This is a genomic window from Motilimonas eburnea (genome assembly GCF_021295345.1).
Lineage (GTDB): Bacteria > Pseudomonadota > Gammaproteobacteria > Enterobacterales > CBDFNC01 > Motilimonas > Motilimonas eburnea.
Genome location: NZ_JAIMJB010000014.1, coordinates 1 through 17,312, shown reverse-complemented (window position 1 = coordinate 17,312; position 17,312 = coordinate 1). Strand labels below are relative to the sequence as shown.

Genomic DNA, 17,312 nt, shown 5'->3' with positions numbered 1-17,312 from the left:
GAATAAAGACAAAATATGTAAGGAGTAGGCTAAGGCTATGACAAAAAAGAAAGTACTTATCGTGTTTGGTACTCGCCCTGAAGCCATAAAAATGGCTCCCTTAGTCCATGCGTTAGATTTAGATCAACGCTTTGATGCTAAGTGCTGTGTGACCGCTCAGCACCGTGAAATGCTGGACCAAGTGCTAGAGCTATTTGAGATTGTACCAGATTATGATCTTAACCTGATGAGGGCTGGGCAAACTCTTAATGATGTAACGGCAAGTATCATTAAGGAGCTTAAGTCTGTGTTACAAGAATTTAAACCTGATGTGGTCCTAGTGCACGGTGATACGGCGACCACATTCGCGGCGAGCTTAGCTGCTTATTATGAGCAAATAGAAGTTGGTCATGTAGAGGCGGGCTTACGTACGGGCAACATTTATTCACCGTGGCCAGAGGAAGCAAATCGTCGCTTAACAGGGGTGTTAACAAAATATCATTTTGCGCCTACAGAAACGTCAAAACAAAACCTCACCAAAGAAAACTTCAATCCAGCAGATATCATAATCACAGGTAATACTGTTATTGATGCCTTGTTGATGATCAAACAGAAGATTGAGACTGACGAAGATTTAAAGACTACACTTGCTGCACAATTTCCCTTCTTAGATGAAACTAAAAAATTAATATTAGTCACAGGGCATCGCCGCGAAAGTTTTGGTGGTGGTTTTGAACGGATCTGTGAAGCATTAGCTCAAATAGCCACAGCACATCCTGAAACTCAAATTCTTTATCCGATGCACTTGAATCCAAATGTAAGAGAGCCAGTTAACCGCATTTTAGGTGGAGTGGATAACATCCATTTGATAGAGCCTCAGCAATATTTACCGTTTATTTATCTGATGAGTCGAGCGCATATCATCTTAACCGACTCCGGCGGCATACAAGAAGAAGCCCCCTCGTTAGGTAAGCCAGTGCTTGTTATGCGAGATACTACGGAAAGACCAGAAGCTGTGGAAGCAGGCACCGTTAAATTGGTTGGGACAGATATAGAAAAAATCGTATCTAACCTAAATACATTACTAACCGATGATTCTGCTTATCAAGAAATGAGTTTTGCCCATAATCCATACGGAGATGGCGCGGCTTGCCAACGAATTTTGAACGAATTAGTTAAATAAGTTTTGTAGGAAAAAGTATGTCATTTGAAACAATTTCAGTCATCGGCTTAGGATATATTGGCTTACCGACTGCCGCTATGTTTGCTTCGCGCAAAAAAAAAGTCATTGGTGTTGATGTCAACCAGCATGCAGTTGATACCATCAATCAAGGTAAAATACATATCGTAGAGCCTGATCTAGATATGATAGTTCATGCTGCGGTGACCGAAGGGTATCTAAAAGCGGTAACAACGCCAGAGCCAGCTGATGCATTTCTAATTGCTGTTCCTACGCCATTTAAGCCATGTAACGAAGGTGAAATCCCAGAGCCTGATTTAGGTTATATTGAGTCAGCTTGTAATGCTATCGCACCAGTATTGAAAAAAGGTGACTTAGTTATTCTCGAATCAACGTCACCAGTTGGGGCAACTGAGCAAGTTGCGCAATGGCTCGCCACTGCTCGTGCGGATTTGTCTTTCCCACAAGACGCTGGTGATGAGGCGGATGTTAATGTAGCTCACTGTCCAGAGCGTGTTTTACCTGGGCATGTGGTGCGAGAGTTGGTTGAAAATGACCGTGTCATCGGTGGTATGTCACCTAGATGTTCAACGCGTTCAGTAGAACTTTACAAGACATTTGTACAAGGTGATTGTGTTATTACCAATGCACGTACTGCAGAAATGGCAAAACTCACAGAAAATAGTTGTCGTGATGTTCAAATCGCATTCGCCAATGAGCTTTCATTGATTTGTGACAAACTAGATATTAACGTTTGGGAACTGATTTCGCTGGCTAACCGTCATCCACGCATTAACATTTTACAGCCTGGACCGGGTGTGGGTGGCCATTGTATAGCTGTGGATCCTTGGTTTATTGTTTCAAAAACGCCTATTGAAGCTCAGATTATACATACTGCTCGTAAGGTTAATGATAGTAAGCCTGGCTGGGTAGTAGATAAAACCAAAATGGCCATTGTGGATTTCTTACAGGAAAATAGCGATAAGACCGCAAAAGAAATCACAATTGCATGTTATGGCTTAGCTTTTAAACCTGATATTGATGATTTGCGTGAAAGTCCTGCAATGCAAATAGTACATGAAATTGCTTCTTTCCACACAGGGAAAGTAATTGCAGTTGAACCTAATATTCACCAATTGCCAAGTTCATTGGAGCAAGTTGAGCTTCAGAGCTTTGACGTTGCAAAGTCGACTGCGGACATCCACGTAATGCTCGTTGATCATAAAGAATTTAAAGCGGAGTCACTCAATTCAGCATATTTAGTTGATACCAAGGGGATTTGGTAATGAATGCTATTTTGCCATTAATTGGCCGTACTGAAGCCTTATTCACCAAAGACATTGAAAGTCATGAAGCAGTTCTATCCCGCATTGTTTCTGAATCAAGTTTCCTTGTTTTAGGTGGAGCTGGTTCAATTGGCCAAGCTGTCACTAAAGAAATCTTCAAACGTAATCCGAAGAAATTGCATATTGTTGATATCAGTGAAAACAACATGGTCGAACTAGTTCGAGATATCCGTAGTTCATTTGGTTACATTGATGGTGATTTCCAAACATTTGCTTTGGATATCGGTTCTCTAGAATATGACGCATTCATTAAAGCTGACGGTAAGTTCGACTATGTATTGAACTTATCTGCGCTTAAGCATGTTAGAAGTGAAAAAGACCCATATACCTTGATGCGCATGATTGATGTGAATGTGTTTAATACAGATAAAACCATTCAGCAGTCAATTGATGCTGGTGCGAAAAAATACTTCTGTGTGTCGACAGACAAAGCAGCAAACCCAGTCAACATGATGGGGGCATCAAAGCGTATTATGGAGATGTTCTTAATGCGTAAAAGTGAGCAAATGCCAATCTCGACTGCCCGCTTTGCAAACGTTGCGTTCTCTGATGGCTCGCTGCTTCACGGGTTTAACCAGCGCATTCAAAAGCGTCAGCCTATCGTGGCGCCAAATGACATTAAACGCTACTTTGTAACTCCTCAAGAATCGGGTGAGCTTTGTTTAATGTCTTGCATCTTTGGTGAAAACCGTGACATTTTCTTCCCTAAACTGAGTGAAGCGCTACACCTTATTTCGTTTGCCGACATTGCGGTGAAATACTTAGAGCAACTTGGTTTTGAACCTCACCTTTGTGAAACAGAAGAAGAAGCCCGCCAACTTGCACACACACTTCCAGAGCAGGGTAAATGGCCATGTTTGTTTACAGCGAGTGACACAACGGGTGAGAAAGACTTTGAAGAGTTCTTTACTGATAAAGAAGAGCTGGATATGTCTCGATTTGAGAATTTGGGCATCATCAAAAATGAACCTCTTTATGAGCAAGAGCTACTTACTTTGTTTGAAAAGCGTATTGCTGAGATGAAGTGTGAGCAAGCTTGGACTAAAGAAGGTATTGTGAAATTGTTCTTCACTATGATCCCTGATTTTGGACACAAAGAAACAGGCAAATACCTCGATAGTAAGATGTAAGTGGAGTAAGTAATGAACGCGACATCTATAGTTGAATTTGTTAGAGATATTTACAAAACCAACGAGTTTATACCATTACATGCTCCAAAATTTGATGGTAATGAAAAATCTTACGTAATGGAAACGATTGAAAGTACTTTTGTTTCTAGCGTAGGTAAGTTTGTTGATGACTTTGAAAAAAAAATTGAAGCTTACACTGCTACCGCTAAAGCGGTAGCGACAGTAAATGGAACGGCGGCATTGCATGCTGCATTGTACATGGCTGATGTTCAAAGAGGTGATCTTGTCATTACGCAAGCACTGACTTTCGTCGCAACCTGTAATGCTCTTTACCATATGGGCGCAGAGCCGATTTTCGTGGATGTTTCTCCTGTCAGTTTAGGTCTTTGTCCTAAAGCCGTAGAGGCTTTTTTAAATGAGTTCGCTGAGGTAACAGAAACGGGTTGTATTCATAAACCAACCGGTAAGCGAATTAAGGCTGTTGTGCCTATGCACACATTCGGCCACCCAGTAGAGCTTGATGAATTAGTTGCTGTTTGCCAAAAATGGAATCTTACTTTAGTTGAAGATGCTGCAGAAAGCCTAGGGTCTTTCTATAAGGGCAAGCATACGGGAACTATAGGTAACTTTGGTGCTGTCAGTTTCAATGGTAATAAGATCATTACCACGGGTGGTGGTGGTATGGTTTTATGTAAGACTCAAGAATTAGGTGCGCGTACTAAGCATGTTACAACGACAGCGAAAGTGCCTCACCCTTATGAGTTCTTTCATGATGAACCCGGTTTCAACTACCGTATGCCAAACCTGAATGCCGCTCTAGGTTGTGCTCAGATGGAGGTCATCGAACAGTATTTGAAGAAGAAGAGGCTACTTGCAAAAAGCTACGACGGTTTCTTCAAAGGTACAGATATTAAACTTGTCACTGAACCAGAGTATGCAAAGTCAAACTACTGGTTAAACGCGATCATTTGTCCAGATAAGGTAAGTCGTGAAGAAGTACTTACAAGCACAAATGGTTCAGGTGTGATGACTCGGCCGATTTGGCAGCTAATGCACAGATTACCTATGTATGAGAATGCATTACGCGGTGACCTTAAGTATTCAGAATTTATTGAAGCGCATCTAATAAATTTACCTAGTAGTCCATTCTGATGAAAAAAAAGCTCATCTTGCTTGGTGGCGGTGGCCATTGTGTTTCGTGTATTGATGTTATTGAGAGTGAATCAAAATACAAAATACATGGGATTCTAGATACCGCTCAAAATGTTGGCAAGACTGTTTTGGGGTATCCAATTTTAGGAACTGATAACGATATTTTAAAGTATGTGAGAAAAGATTACTTTTTTTTAATCACTATCGGTCATATAAAGAGTAATAAGGCTCGAAGAAAACTATTTATAGAAATTACTAAGTGTGGAGGTAAATTTGCCACTGTCGTTTCTAGTCGAGCATACATAGCTAATTCTGCCTCAATTGGCCAAGGAACAATAGTGATGCATGACGCTTTAATTAATGCAAATGCTCGAATAAAAGAAAATTGTATTATTAATAGTAAGGCGTTGATCGAGCACGATTCTTTTGTTGATTCTGATTGCCATATATCTACTGGAGCGATAGTAAATGGAGGTGCTTGTATTGGTCATTCATCTTTTATTGGTAGTGGGGCGGTGGTTGTAAACTCTGTATCTGTGCCTGCTTCGCATTTTGTTAAAGCAAACTCAATATTTGTAAGAAAATAACCATGAATATAGACGATCTATGCATCTCCACAAATTGTAGTTTACTGATGGCATTGAATAAGATGGATGCTATCAAAAAAAAATTGTTAATAATAAAAGATGAATATGGAAAATTTCTAACCTTAATTAGTATAGGTGATATTCAGCGTTCTATTATCAAAGGCCATAATCTAAATGACACGTTAAGTGAAATTAAGATAGATGAAAAAATAACAGCAACTACTAAGGATTCGGATGAAAGAATAAAGTCCCTTATGACTTCTATGAGGGCCGATTTTATGCCTGTTTTGAATGGGGATAGAGACTTATACTCAGTGGTTTTTTGGGAGGATGTAGCTGAAAATGATGAGATTTATCCTAGGACTAAGAATAATATTCCTGTGGTTGTAATGGCTGGGGGAAAGGGAACTCGCTTAAAACCACTCTCGAATGTAATTCCTAAGCCTCTTGTTCCGATTGGAGAAAAAACGATACTAGAAGAAATTATTCATCGTTTCAAGAATGCCGGGACTGAAGACTTTTATCTATCGGTTAATTACAAAAAAGAAATGATAAAATATTATTTAGAGAGTGTCGGGGAGTCAGAATCCATAGAATATTTTTCTGAGACTGAGCCTTTGGGTACAGCGGGGTCACTCAGCCTATTAAAAGGAAAGTTAAATAGCACCTTCTATGTAACGAACTGTGATATTTTAATTGATCAAGATCTTAGTGAACTATATAGCTATCATGTCGAAAACAAAAATGAAATAACGCTTGTTGCAGCAATGAAACAAATTTCAATACCGTATGGTACCGTGCTCTCTGGTAAAGATGGCCTACTGGAAGGTATGCAAGAAAAACCGGATTTGTCATTCAAGATAAATGCTGGTGTATATATACTAGAGCCTCACTTACTTGATGAAATCCCTAAAGATCAGTTTTACCACATTACTGATTTAATAGAGAAGGTTCGACGACGCGCTGGGCGTGTAGGTGTTTTTCCAATAAGTGAAAAATCTTGGCTTGATATCGGTGAGTGGCCAGAATATATAAAGTCAGTTTCTCAGCTCGATGGAGAGCCTAATCTCAACTTTTTAGGTTTATAACTGATGAAAAAAAGGATTCTAATAATCGGTGATGGGAACCATCAGTTTAATAAGCACTTATCGAAATATTTGAGAAGAGACTTAGAGTATTCTGTAGATGTCATTTCTTTTTATAAAGTAGAAGATGGAAAAACTTTTTTCGATAAAATATATGATATAAAACCACCTCGTCTCACTTTTAATACGTTCAAAGTCCTCTATATATTAATAAGGGTTTACGCTTTTTTACTTACGAAAAGCCACCGTTATGAGTACATATCATTACAGTTTTTAAGGCCGTTATACTCTAAGTTGCTCAGCTTACCTTTTTTAAGGCATAAAAAAATCATCGCTTCAGTATGGGGGAGTGATTTGTTAGGTCAACACCTTACTGAAAAAGAAAAAATAAACATTTTTAGTAAGGTCGGTAAAATAACCTGCGCAACCTCATTCATAAAAAATAAAATTCAAGCTTTAACAGAGACTGAAGTAAATATAATAAAATATGGCTTGGAACCTTTAGAAGCAATAAGGAAAGATACTAGCACTAAATCCGAGGCTAAACGGTACTTTGATATATGTGATAAAAAGATTACTATTGCAGTAGGTTATAACGGGGCTAGAAGACAAAGACATTTAGAGTTTATTCATGCTTTACTAGATACGCTACCGGAATATGATTTTAAAAAGTTATTTTTTCTTTTCCCTGTTACTTATGGAAGAGATGAGTTATACCTAGAAAAATTAAAGTCTGTATGCGAAGGAAATGGGATAAATAGCTTGTTTTTTGATGAATTCATGACTGAAAAAGAAGTTGCTAAACTCAGAATCTGTTCAGATTTCTTCATCAATATTCAACCCACTGATGCGATATCTGGAGCTTTACAAGAACATATAATGGCAGGAAGCAAGGTAATTTGTGGTTCATGGTTAAACTACACAACGCTAACTGATCAGGGAATTAACATTACATTTGTTGACAGCATTGACTCAATAGCTGGCTATCTTTTTGACGTTGAAAGTTTAAAGGAAAGAGATGATAAAAACGCTAAAGTAATTTATAGAATTAGCAGCTGGGAAAATTGTATTAAAGGGTGGGGAGATGTGTTTGGTGAATAAGTTAATTAAAGCTTTTTTTAATAGAAAAAAGGAAGGGGTTAAATATAAAATTGGAAATAAAAAGTTTCACAATAGCTTAATAGATAGTTTGGTTCCATCTCAGGTCGAAATTGGAGATAATTTTATTTCTGCTCCTAATTCGATCATATTAGCTCATGATGCAAGTTTATATATACATTGTGGTTTGTATCGAGTTGAAAAAACTAAAATTGGAGACAATGTGTTTTTAGGTGCTGGAGCTATAGTTCTCCCAGGAGTCTACATCGGGAATGATGCAATAATAGGTGCCGGATCAGTAGTTACGAAAAATGTGGAACCAAAAACTGTTGTAGCGGGCAACCCTGCGAAGTTTGTTTGTACTGTAGAAGAATATATCTCTAGATGTCGAAAAAAAAATACCTTATATGAACCACCAGTCGGATTTAAAAAACAATTTTCTAATGAGAAAATTGATGTGTTAGATATTGAAAATTTTGACAAAACAATTGAAATGAAAGTTAGAGCTAATGAGTCTTAACTTTATAAAAGGCTTCATTGAAAGAGGTGGTGCTTGGGTTTTTGGATCAAGCCTTCTGGTAAAAATTTTAGCCTTTATTTTATCAATAGTAGTTGTTAGATTGGTATCAATCGAAGAGTTTGCAATAATCTCAATATATAAGAATTTCTTTTTGATTGCATTGCCTCTTCTTGGCTTAGGCTTAAATCATTCTTTGCTCTATTATGGTAGCAAGCATAGAACCAAAGCAAAAAAGAGCTTATTGCTACTGAAGTGTTTAATAACAGCAATATTCGTTTTACCGATTGTGTTTCTTTTGTTGTATTTAGTAGCTAGATTCATTCCAAACTTTTATTTTAGTACAACTATCTTCACATATGCTTTTTTTTCTTACTTTTCTTTGTTTTGCTTTGGTTGTTTTCTTAACTACTATAGAATAAGTGAGGATAATAAACTATTTTCGAAAATCAACTCTTTTTATTCGTTATTTTCATTGTTTGTAATTTTATCTTTTGTTAGTTTTAAGGCCGATGCTGAAGGCTATTTTATAGCACAGTTTTTATCGTCTTCTATTTTTTCTGTTTCTCTTCTCTGCTTTTTCTGGTCTGACTGTAAAGGGTTAATTAAGATTTCTTACTTTAAACGATTCGGCTTTGCGGACTCTAATCATATAAAGTATGGTTTCGTGGTAGCATTAGGTTCACTCGCATCGCAACTTATGCTCGTTGCTGACACTTTTATGTTATCTATTCTTGGTGAAGAATTAAGTGATATTGGGATTTTTAGTGCTGCTAGTTTTGTTTTTATTAGTTTGCTCTTTATTCCTTCCGTATACATGACGACGGATTTTGTCCATATAGCTAAGTGTAACGAGAAAGAAGTTAGGATATATTATAAATCATATTTTTTCGTTATGTTTCCGGTTGTCACTATTATGGTTCTTCCATTGCTTCTTATTCCGGAATTTATTTTGTATACAATTTTTGGTGAGAACTACATTAATGGAAGTGATTGCCTAAAATATTTCTCTATCGCATTACTTTTCTCCTTTTTAATCCGTACTCCTATTGGTAATATTTTAAGTGCTAGGGGCTATGCAAATATTAATGTTGGTATTGCGATATTTTTCTCTATAGTTAATATGGGTTTGAATTTTATTCTTATTCCAAAATATGGTATTGAGGGAGCTAGTATCGCAACTACAATAACTATCTCCATATCCAGTATCGTATCCTTATTTTTTTTAAAAAAGAAGCTTGGTTAAACATGATAACATACTCTTTATATTCTAATCACCTAACACGTGGGGCAACTGAAATCTCTAATTTTAGTGAATTTAAGCTTTTCTCATTTGGTGATTACTTGTTATGTATACATGGTGAGAGTAAGTTTGTTGATGATTGCATAACTATTGATTGCGAAGATTACTTTTTCTTTTTGGAGGGTATTGTTCTCAATAAGAAAAGCTTATCCAAAAATTATGATTCTTGGGAAAGTTTTGTTAATAGTCAGATCTCTATGACTTCAGAGCAGTTATTATGGGATAAGTTTAATGGCTCTTTTAGTGGTCTATATTTTTGCAAAAAAAGTCAAGTTTTGATGTCATTTAATGATCATATAGGAAGTAAAGCTGTTTATTTTTACCTAAAAGATAATGATTTTATTTTGTCAAACAAAATATCTTTACTTCGTACAATTCTTAACTCACAGTTCAACAGAAAATTAAAGATTGAGGATGAGTCTGCATATAGTTTGCTATCATATGGTTTCACCTTAGAGGGGAAAACCCTCTTTCAAAACGTAGCCAAGTTATCACCAGGAAGCTATTTAAAGCGAGACTTTAACTCGCTTACTGAAAGCTCTTATTTTAGGTTTTGCAATAATCCTGACCCATCCATATCATTTCGTGATGCAATTGATATAGTTGACGAGTATTTTACTACTGCTGTTAGGCTACAGTTTGAGAAAGATAAGGAATATGGTTACGCACATCTGGTGGGTCTTAGTGGTGGTCTCGATTCTAGAATGGTCACAATGGTAGCTAATGAGCTAGGTTATATCGACCAAACTAACTTTACATTCTCCCAGAGTGATTATTTAGATGAGTCCATCGCCAAAAAAATTGCATCTGATTTACAGCATGAATGGATATTCAAATTCCTCGATAATGGAAGCTTCTTAAAAAACTTGGATGAAGTAACTAATATTTCTGGTGGAGAAGTGCTTTATTATGGTTTATCACATGGCCTGAGTATATATAGCTTATTGAATTTCGAAAAATTTGGCTTATTACATACTGGACAACTAGGAGATGTAGCTCTCGGGACATATTATAGTTCAGATGATTTTGACAAACGAATCGCTTCTGGCGATGGCGCTTTTAGCAAAACTTTTTCTGATAAGGTAAATATCGACATTAATAAATACCCCAATCAAGAGCTTTTTAATTTCTATAATCGAGGATTTTCTGGTATCAATTGTGGTCTTAAGCCAATTCAGGAAAAGACTGAAACCTTCTCTCCTTTTTATGAAAAAAACTTTCTTGAAGCTTGTTTGAAAATTCCACCTGAAATTCGATTTGGACATAATTTATATAAGGAATGGATAAAAGCAAGGCACCCTAACGCTGCTAATTATATTTGGGAGAAAACGGGAGAAAAAATTGCAGCTAAAACCATTTGTTTCAAAGGGAAGAGGTTTACTATATCACAGTTTTTTAATATTTTATTTTATAAAACTACAGGTTACCAATACAGAGGTGTTGACTCTAAAAGGCATATGAATCCATATGAATATTGGTTGAGAAAAAATCGCTCATTAAGTAAATATATTGATGATTACTATAATGAGAATATTTCTTTGTTTCAGGATGGTGAATTAAAATCGGATATTGCTGCACTTTTCGATAACGGAAGTGCTCTTAATAAGCTCCAAGTTGCCTCTCTTCTTTCAGCTAAGAAGGTTTTTGAATAGTAATTTTATGTCTTTAAATCAAGAGCTAGCAGTTGGTGTACATCTTGTTATCATTTTTATTTCTGTTTGTTTGGAAATATACCGTTCATCTTTAACTAAAAAAGCGAATGCATTTTTTATTATCAACTCTGTTTTGGGTTTATATTTGGGCCTAATACCTATAGCGTACATTACACTCTATCCATATTTTTCTACAACTTTTTACTATACTCCTGCACACATCGCTGTGACGGACTTTTCAGTTGATAATCCACTCTTTACATCAATTGTTATACTGTTGGGCTACACGGCAGTAGTGGTATCATACTTTTTATTCTTTAAATCAAAATCAACAGTGAAAGAAAGAAACTATTTCAATAGCTTTAATGTTGTCTATATTAGGTTGTTTTGTTATGTATTCGGATGTTTTTCACTATTAGCTCTTTTTGTTTATGTTAATAGTTTTGGTGGAGTTACTGAGGCAATTGTTAGTGCTAGTTTGATTCGACGACACGATGGTGAGACTTCTTCATTTACTATTTTGCGCTACATATACCCTTTGGTACAGTCTGTTGCTATATTTTTCTTTTGTCTATTTCTTCATGCTCGCAAAAAAACTGATTTATTTCTTTTTTTTGTTTTTTTTATTGCTTCAATAGTTTTTTTACTTGTGAATGCCGGGAGATCCAATGTTGTTGTTTTCTTCGGAGTGTTATTTATTGGGTGGCTTTCATATAGAAATACATTCTCTATTGTTAAACTATTCCCATTCGTTTTACTTGGTCTAAGTTTAGCTCTCTTCGGGAATGAGATATTCACCCTTTTATCTGGAGAAGAAGCAGCATTTAAAACTGATTTTTTTCGAATTTCTTTAAGCTTGACTAGAGAGCTATCTCATGTTTATGTTAATTTGTTAAAGGTCGATAGCTTTACCCTTTCAGGTGATACTGGAATTCTCTATTTTCAAGACCTATTAGTTTCTATGTTAGAGATTTTACCTGGTGGGATTGAGAAAGAAATTTGGCAAGATACAGTTAATCCAACGAAACTTAATACCTTTAATTTTTCCCCACCACCTGGTACTGGAATTATTGTTGACCTTTTTACCTATGGTTACTATCAGTTTGCTATATTCGGTGTAGTATTTGTTTCTTTTATATTTGGTTGGTTTTTAGCTGTCTTGGATAATTTCTTTATTAAGGGGGATACAGCTTTTCATGGAGTTCTACTCGTTTGGGCGGGTTTTTTCATGATGGGGGTTTTTACCTCTTTAGAGATTAAATCTATCATTCTAGGTCGAGCTGCTTATTGGCTGCCTTTACTGTTTTTTATTATAATCTCCAAAATATCTTGGAGTAAGAAGTGCTAATATTTCTAGAGGTTTTTTATGTCATGTCGTATCTGTATAATCAGCCCGGTACATACTCAGGAGGATATTAGAGTATTTAAGAAAGAGCTTTCATCACTCATAAATACCTTCTCGGATGGAAAGTTTTTATTAATTTGTAGGTCAGGCCAGTCAGAGCAAGTTTTTGACAATGATGTCAATCTTTTTTTATTAAATTATTCTAACCGACTTTCTAGGTTCCTTTTCCAGCCCAAAATATTTATTAAAGCTTTAAAGTTCAATGCGGACATTTACCACATCCATAACCCTGATTGTTTGATTATCGGCCTAGCTTTAAAATTATCTGGTAAAAAAGTTATATACGATACTCATGAGAATTTTAAGAAGAAAATTCTACTAAGAGACTGGATTCCAAAAGCTCTTCGTATGGTTACTGCGAGCAGTGTATTCTATTTAGAAAAGCTATTGACTATGGTTTTTGATGCTACGATAGTCACGCAAAAAGAGCAATTGAGTCAATATCAGCGCTCCTTTCTAGTCGGTAATTCGCCTCTTTATAGCAATGAATATCTAGCTGTTTCGAAACAATATCGTCATAGCAATGTTATGAAGTTAGTTTATATTGGGGGGGTGAGTGAAGACAGGGGGTTAACTAATATGCTTGAACTCACTAAAAAACTTAATAAAAAAATTCCAACTCAACTTACCCTTATTGGCCCAACGATTAACTCTATGACGCAAGATGAAATTATTGAAAGAGTTAGTAAGTATGATAACGTTTCCTATAATGGCTCTCTCCCACAATCTCAAGCCTTTAATTTTGCAGCTACTTGTCACTTTGGTCTTATTATGCTAGATGATGTAGCTGATTACAAGGATACAAATCCAAACAAGTTATTTGAATATATGATGCTTGGTATACCTTTTATTGCTAGTGATTTTAAAAACTGGGTAGACTTAATTGCTTCTGAAGAAGCTGGTATATTCTTAGACAGCAGGAATGTCACTGATAAAGTAGTTGATAATATAATTTCCATATTTTCTAATACCACTGTCTACTACAATATGGCTCACAATGGAATAAGGTTTATTTCTGAATGCTATAATTGGAAAATCATTGATGAACCTACTTTGATAAGTATCTATAATAAGGTCGTTAGAAAGTGAAGATTTTATACATTGCTGGCCTATATCGAAAGAGGTCATGTTCAGCATCAATTAGAAATGTTGCTTTAACTAATGGTCTATCGTCACATGGGTGTGACGTTAGTGTTCTTACTGTCAAATTCCCTCCTGAGGTACTTGACCCTTTCTTGATGTCCTCCGTAAATGAAGATATCAATGTTATTGAGGTTGATTCCGGTTTTATATCATCTTATATTCCTACAACATATCGAAACGAAGGCAACTCAGTCCATAAAACAAACATCCTCAAAAAAGTTATTAAAGAATTTCTTTACTTCCCAGGGGTTGATAAGAAGTGGATAAGTGCTATAAATAGTGAATATTTTACTGGTTATGATCTTATTATTAGTTCTTCAGATACAAAAACTTCTCATTTTGTAGCTAGAAAAATTATTAAAAATACTCCTACTCGTTGGCTACAAATCTGGGGTGACCCCTGGGCTGACGATATAGGTTTAAAAAACTTTTTTGTAAAGTTAAGGGCTCATTTGGCTGAGGAAAAACTACTTAACGGGGCTGATTATATAGGATATGTTTCTTTGCCAACAACCAATAGAATGAAAGATAAATTCCCCTATCTCTTGGATAAAATTAATTATATCCCTCGAAATTTTTTCAGTGTAGTTGAAAAAAATATTACCCAAAAACACATTTTTAAGATCTCATACACAGGAGTTCTCAATGGTCGTGATGTTGAGCCAATTCTCGAAGCTATCGAGTGTTTTAATAGTAATTCATCAGTAATTGTGAGTTTAGATGTTTTTGGAAGAGCTACAGTTGAGCAAAAACATTTAATCGAGGCTTGCCCATTTTCAGAGTATCATGGCGAGGTTAGCCTTCAGGATGTTCTCAATGTCTTTAAATCATCAGATGCATTACTTTATTTAGGTAATGCAGCGGGAACATCACAAATTCCAGGTAAACTTTACGACTATTTTGGAACTAACTTACCTATTTTAGCTCTAGTTCAAGATTTACATGATGATGTATCCACCTTTATCCTAGACTCTCAACGTTGCATCGTTTTTCAAAATATAAAATCAAAAATAAATTTCAGTGAACTTATATCTAATAGGGATTCCTTTTCTGTTTTAGAACAGTATTCACCAAATTCCGTAGCGTCTTCTATTCTAAAAATTCTAGAGTCTAAGTAGTTCTGTATGCATATTTTATTTCTTACCGATAATTTCCCTCCTGAAGGTAATGCTCCAGCAACTAGAACGTATGAACATGCTTACCGTTGGGTGAAGAAAGGATGTCAGGTAACGGTTATTACTTGCGCCCCCAACTTTCCAGAGGGAAAGGTATTTCCTGGATTCAGTAATAAGCTTTATCAGGTATCAGATATGGATGGGATTCGAGTCGTCAGGGTTAAAACTTATATCACAGCGAATGAAGGCTTTGTAAAGCGAATATTGGACTATATGTCTTTTATGCTTTCAGGCTTTATAGCAGGCTTATTCCAAAAGAAACCTGATGTCATCGTTGCAACGTCTCCTCAGTTCTTTTGCGCTTGTGCCGGGTGGGCGCTTTCTGCGATAAGGCGTAAGCCTTTTGTCTTTGAACTACGAGATATCTGGCCTGCGTCGATTACTGCGGTGGGCGCAATGAAAGACAGTATGGCTATCAAGGTACTGGAAAAGATAGAACTTTTCTTATACCGAAGGGCTACATCTATCGTTTCGGTAACTAATTCCTTTAAACGTGATCTCATCGAGCGGGGGATCGTCGGCGATAAGATCGAAGTTGTATTAAACGGTGTCGACCTAGATAAGTATCAACCAGTAACGTCTAAGGACGAGGAACTTGTCGCTCGTTACGGTTTAGAAGGTAAGTTTGTGGCTGGCTATATCGGCACTCATGGTATGGCTCATGGACTTGAACACATTGTATCAGTTGCTGAAAAGCTTAAGCACCATGATAACATTCGATTCATTTTTGCTGGCGGTGGCGCCTCGAGAAGGATGGTTGAGGAGCTAGTGAGCGAGAAGCAGCTAAATAATGTTGTTTTGATTGATCGACAGCCTAAGGAAATGATGCCAAGACTATGGTCACTATGTGATATATCGTTGGTTCCTTTAGTTAATAGCGATTTGTTTAGAACTGTTATTCCATCCAAGATATTTGAGTGTATGGGGATGGGGATTCCTACCGTGATGAGCGTTCCCGATGGCGAGGCGACTAAAATCATTAATGACTCAAAGTGTGGCATTACCGTCGAAAGCGAAAATGTTAAGCAGATATCTGATGCCATATGCAAGCTTTACAAAAATAGAACCTTGTATAATGATTTAGTTCAAAATAGTGTCGAAGCATCAGCCTCTTACAGTAGAGAAAAAATGGCAAGTAGTATGTTGAACATTTTTTCTTGCCTAAGAAAGTGATCCCTACCACTACTTTTAGACACTCCACTAAGTAAGTACAATCACCATTGAGGTACTTATGAAAACAAATAAACCACGTAAAACCCATACCACTGAATTTAAACAAGAAGCCGTTCAACTAGCTGCCAAAATCGGTGTTGCAGCAGCCGCTAGAGACCTAGGCATCTATGAATCGCAAATCTATGATTGGCGTAACAAACTACAGCAAAAGAAAAGCTCGAGCCAAAGGGAAGCTGAACTCGCTGCCGATGTAGCCAAACTAAAACGTCAACTAGCCGAGCAAGCGGAGGACTTAGCCATATTAAAAAAGGCGGCTACCTACTTCGCGAAGAATCAAAAATAAAACGATTCAAATTCATGCAAATGCACCAAGCAGATTTTAAGGTGTCACGCATGGCTTCGGTGCTTAATGTGTCGCGAAGTGGGTTTTATCATTGGCTGAAATACGGTGAGCTTCCGAGTCAGCGAGCATTGCAACAACTGCGCAGGGATGAGCAAATACAACAGATTTTTGCTGATTCGAAGCAGCGTTATGGCGCCACTCGTATCCAAGCTGAATTAGAAGACAAACAGCAAACCGCGAGTATTAAGACGATCAGCGATAGCATGAGACGCCAAGGCTACTCGTAAGTTTAAGGTGACGACGGACAGCAATCATCAATTGCCCATTGCGCCCAATCTACTTGAGCGCGATTTTACGGCCACGGCCACGGCACCGAATCAGAAGTGGGTAACGGACATTACCTATTTATGGACTAGCGAAGGCTGGATTTACTTAGCAGTGATTATCGACCTGTTTTCGAGAGCAGTGATTGGCTGGTCAATGAGTCCTCACATGAAAGGCGATCTCGTGTGTGATGCATTAAAGATGGCCATATTCCGTAGAGGGCGGCCACAAGGCGTTATTGTTCATAGCGATCGCGGCAGTCAATATTGCTCCGGGGACTTTCGTTATTTGCTGAAAAAGCATGAATTACAACAAAGCATGAGCCGAAAAGGGAATTGTTGGGATAACGTATGTGCCGAAAGTTTCTTCCACTCATTGAAAGTAGAAGCGATTCATGGCGAGCCAATTATGGATCGAAAAACAATGCGCCAAGCGGTATTTGAATATATTGAAGTTGATTACAATAAAACGAGGAGGCATAGTGCGAATGGCTATGTCAGCCCTGAAACATTTGAGCTAAAGAACATTGCTTAGTGAGGTGCTGACGGATCCCCTCATAATTTAAGCATCGCTGTTTGATGGATCACGCGTATGTATTCGCAGATTGCCCACTGTATATCCGCGAAATTTCTTTGGTGGTCTCGCCGTCTTAGCACCTCTTTTGCGAGCCGTGTTATTGATAAAACATGGCGGGTTTTGATGGTGTTGGCTTGAAACTGA

At 37.1% G+C, this 17,312-nt stretch carries 13 protein-coding genes and 2 pseudogenes; all 15 read left to right on the top strand.

Going from position 1 to position 17,312, the window contains the following annotated elements; genetic code table 11:
- The first annotated feature begins 37 nt into the window (after positions 1-37).
- The 15 genes and pseudogenes from wecB to K6Y21_RS14110 all read left to right on the top strand — a co-directional run bounded on the left by wecB (position 38) and on the right by K6Y21_RS14110 (position 17,126).
- On the top strand, positions 38-1,162 hold the full coding sequence (gene wecB, locus K6Y21_RS14180) for a non-hydrolyzing UDP-N-acetylglucosamine 2-epimerase (RefSeq protein WP_233072499.1): 1,125 nt from the start codon (positions 38-40) through the stop codon (positions 1,160-1,162).
- Positions 1,163-1,179: 17 nt separating this feature from the next.
- A complete protein-coding gene (gene wecC / locus K6Y21_RS14175) occupies positions 1,180-2,445 on the top strand; it encodes a UDP-N-acetyl-D-mannosamine dehydrogenase (RefSeq protein ID WP_233072498.1) in 1,266 nt (421 codons plus the stop codon).
- Complete coding sequence (locus K6Y21_RS14170; RefSeq protein WP_233072497.1) at positions 2,445-3,635, top strand: UDP-N-acetylglucosamine 4,6-dehydratase; 1,191 nt, start codon at positions 2,445-2,447, stop codon at positions 3,633-3,635. Before wecC ends, K6Y21_RS14170 begins: the two co-directional genes overlap by 1 nt.
- Positions 3,636-3,647: 12 nt before the next feature.
- Complete coding sequence (locus tag K6Y21_RS14165; RefSeq protein ID WP_233072496.1) at positions 3,648-4,787, top strand: LegC family aminotransferase; 1,140 nt, start codon at positions 3,648-3,650, stop codon at positions 4,785-4,787.
- Complete coding sequence (locus K6Y21_RS14160; protein ID WP_233072495.1) at positions 4,787-5,374, top strand: NeuD/PglB/VioB family sugar acetyltransferase; 588 nt, start codon at positions 4,787-4,789, stop codon at positions 5,372-5,374. The genes K6Y21_RS14165 and K6Y21_RS14160 overlap by 1 nt, the downstream gene beginning before the upstream one ends.
- A 2-nt stretch (positions 5,375-5,376) precedes the next feature.
- Complete coding sequence (locus tag K6Y21_RS14155) at positions 5,377-6,462, top strand: nucleotidyltransferase family protein (RefSeq protein ID WP_233072494.1); 1,086 nt, start codon at positions 5,377-5,379, stop codon at positions 6,460-6,462.
- A gap of 3 nt (positions 6,463-6,465) precedes the next feature.
- Positions 6,466-7,560 carry a hypothetical protein gene (locus K6Y21_RS14150; RefSeq protein ID WP_233072493.1) on the top strand — a complete coding sequence of 365 codons (1,095 nt, stop codon included), beginning with the start codon at positions 6,466-6,468 and terminating at the stop codon, positions 7,558-7,560.
- A gap of 208 nt (positions 7,561-7,768) precedes the next feature.
- Positions 7,769-7,909: pseudogene (locus K6Y21_RS21475) on the top strand (DapH/DapD/GlmU-related protein); the annotation flags it as partial.
- A 157-nt stretch (positions 7,910-8,066) separates the two neighbouring features.
- On the top strand, positions 8,067-9,320 hold the full coding sequence (locus tag K6Y21_RS14140) for an oligosaccharide flippase family protein (RefSeq protein WP_233072491.1): 1,254 nt from the start codon (positions 8,067-8,069) through the stop codon (positions 9,318-9,320).
- 2 nt (positions 9,321-9,322) lie between these two features.
- Positions 9,323-11,029, top strand: coding sequence for an asparagine synthase-related protein (locus tag K6Y21_RS14135; protein WP_233072490.1), 1,707 nt, complete (start codon positions 9,323-9,325; stop codon positions 11,027-11,029).
- 7 nt (positions 11,030-11,036) lie between these two features.
- On the top strand, positions 11,037-12,377 hold the full coding sequence (locus K6Y21_RS14130) for an O-antigen polymerase (RefSeq protein WP_233072489.1): 1,341 nt from the start codon (positions 11,037-11,039) through the stop codon (positions 12,375-12,377).
- An 18-nt stretch (positions 12,378-12,395) separates the two neighbouring features.
- The gene (locus K6Y21_RS14125; RefSeq protein WP_233072488.1) at positions 12,396-13,523 is read left to right on the top strand and encodes a glycosyltransferase; all 1,128 of its coding nucleotides are present in this window, start codon (positions 12,396-12,398) and stop codon (positions 13,521-13,523) included.
- The gene (locus K6Y21_RS14120; protein ID WP_233072487.1) at positions 13,520-14,695 is read left to right on the top strand and encodes a glycosyltransferase family protein; all 1,176 of its coding nucleotides are present in this window, start codon (positions 13,520-13,522) and stop codon (positions 14,693-14,695) included. Before K6Y21_RS14125 ends, K6Y21_RS14120 begins: the two co-directional genes overlap by 4 nt.
- A gap of 6 nt (positions 14,696-14,701) precedes the next feature.
- Positions 14,702-15,925, top strand: coding sequence for a glycosyltransferase family 4 protein (locus K6Y21_RS14115; protein ID WP_233072486.1), 1,224 nt, complete (start codon positions 14,702-14,704; stop codon positions 15,923-15,925).
- A gap of 58 nt (positions 15,926-15,983) precedes the next feature.
- A pseudogene (locus K6Y21_RS14110) lies at positions 15,984-17,126 on the top strand (IS3 family transposase).
- Positions 17,127-17,312: the final 186 nt, after the last annotated feature.

Bases quoted from the DNA above. Each gene is read 5' to 3' on its own strand.
- wecB (WP_233072499.1), top strand. From the start codon at position 38: ATGACAAAAAAGAAAGTACTTATCGTGTTTGGTACTCGCCCTGAAGCC.
- wecC (WP_233072498.1), top strand. From the start codon at position 1,180: ATGTCATTTGAAACAATTTCAGTCATCGGCTTAGGATATATTGGCTTA.
- K6Y21_RS14170 (WP_233072497.1), top strand. From the start codon at position 2,445: ATGAATGCTATTTTGCCATTAATTGGCCGTACTGAAGCCTTATTCACC.
- K6Y21_RS14165 (WP_233072496.1), top strand. From the start codon at position 3,648: ATGAACGCGACATCTATAGTTGAATTTGTTAGAGATATTTACAAAACC.
- K6Y21_RS14160 (WP_233072495.1), top strand. From the start codon at position 4,787: ATGAAAAAAAAGCTCATCTTGCTTGGTGGCGGTGGCCATTGTGTTTCG.
- K6Y21_RS14155 (WP_233072494.1), top strand. From the start codon at position 5,377: ATGAATATAGACGATCTATGCATCTCCACAAATTGTAGTTTACTGATG.
- K6Y21_RS14150 (WP_233072493.1), top strand. From the start codon at position 6,466: ATGAAAAAAAGGATTCTAATAATCGGTGATGGGAACCATCAGTTTAAT.
- K6Y21_RS14140 (WP_233072491.1), top strand. From the start codon at position 8,067: ATGAGTCTTAACTTTATAAAAGGCTTCATTGAAAGAGGTGGTGCTTGG.
- K6Y21_RS14135 (WP_233072490.1), top strand. From the start codon at position 9,323: ATGATAACATACTCTTTATATTCTAATCACCTAACACGTGGGGCAACT.
- K6Y21_RS14130 (WP_233072489.1), top strand. From the start codon at position 11,037: ATGTCTTTAAATCAAGAGCTAGCAGTTGGTGTACATCTTGTTATCATT.
- K6Y21_RS14125 (WP_233072488.1), top strand. From the start codon at position 12,396: ATGTCATGTCGTATCTGTATAATCAGCCCGGTACATACTCAGGAGGAT.
- K6Y21_RS14115 (WP_233072486.1), top strand. From the start codon at position 14,702: ATGCATATTTTATTTCTTACCGATAATTTCCCTCCTGAAGGTAATGCT.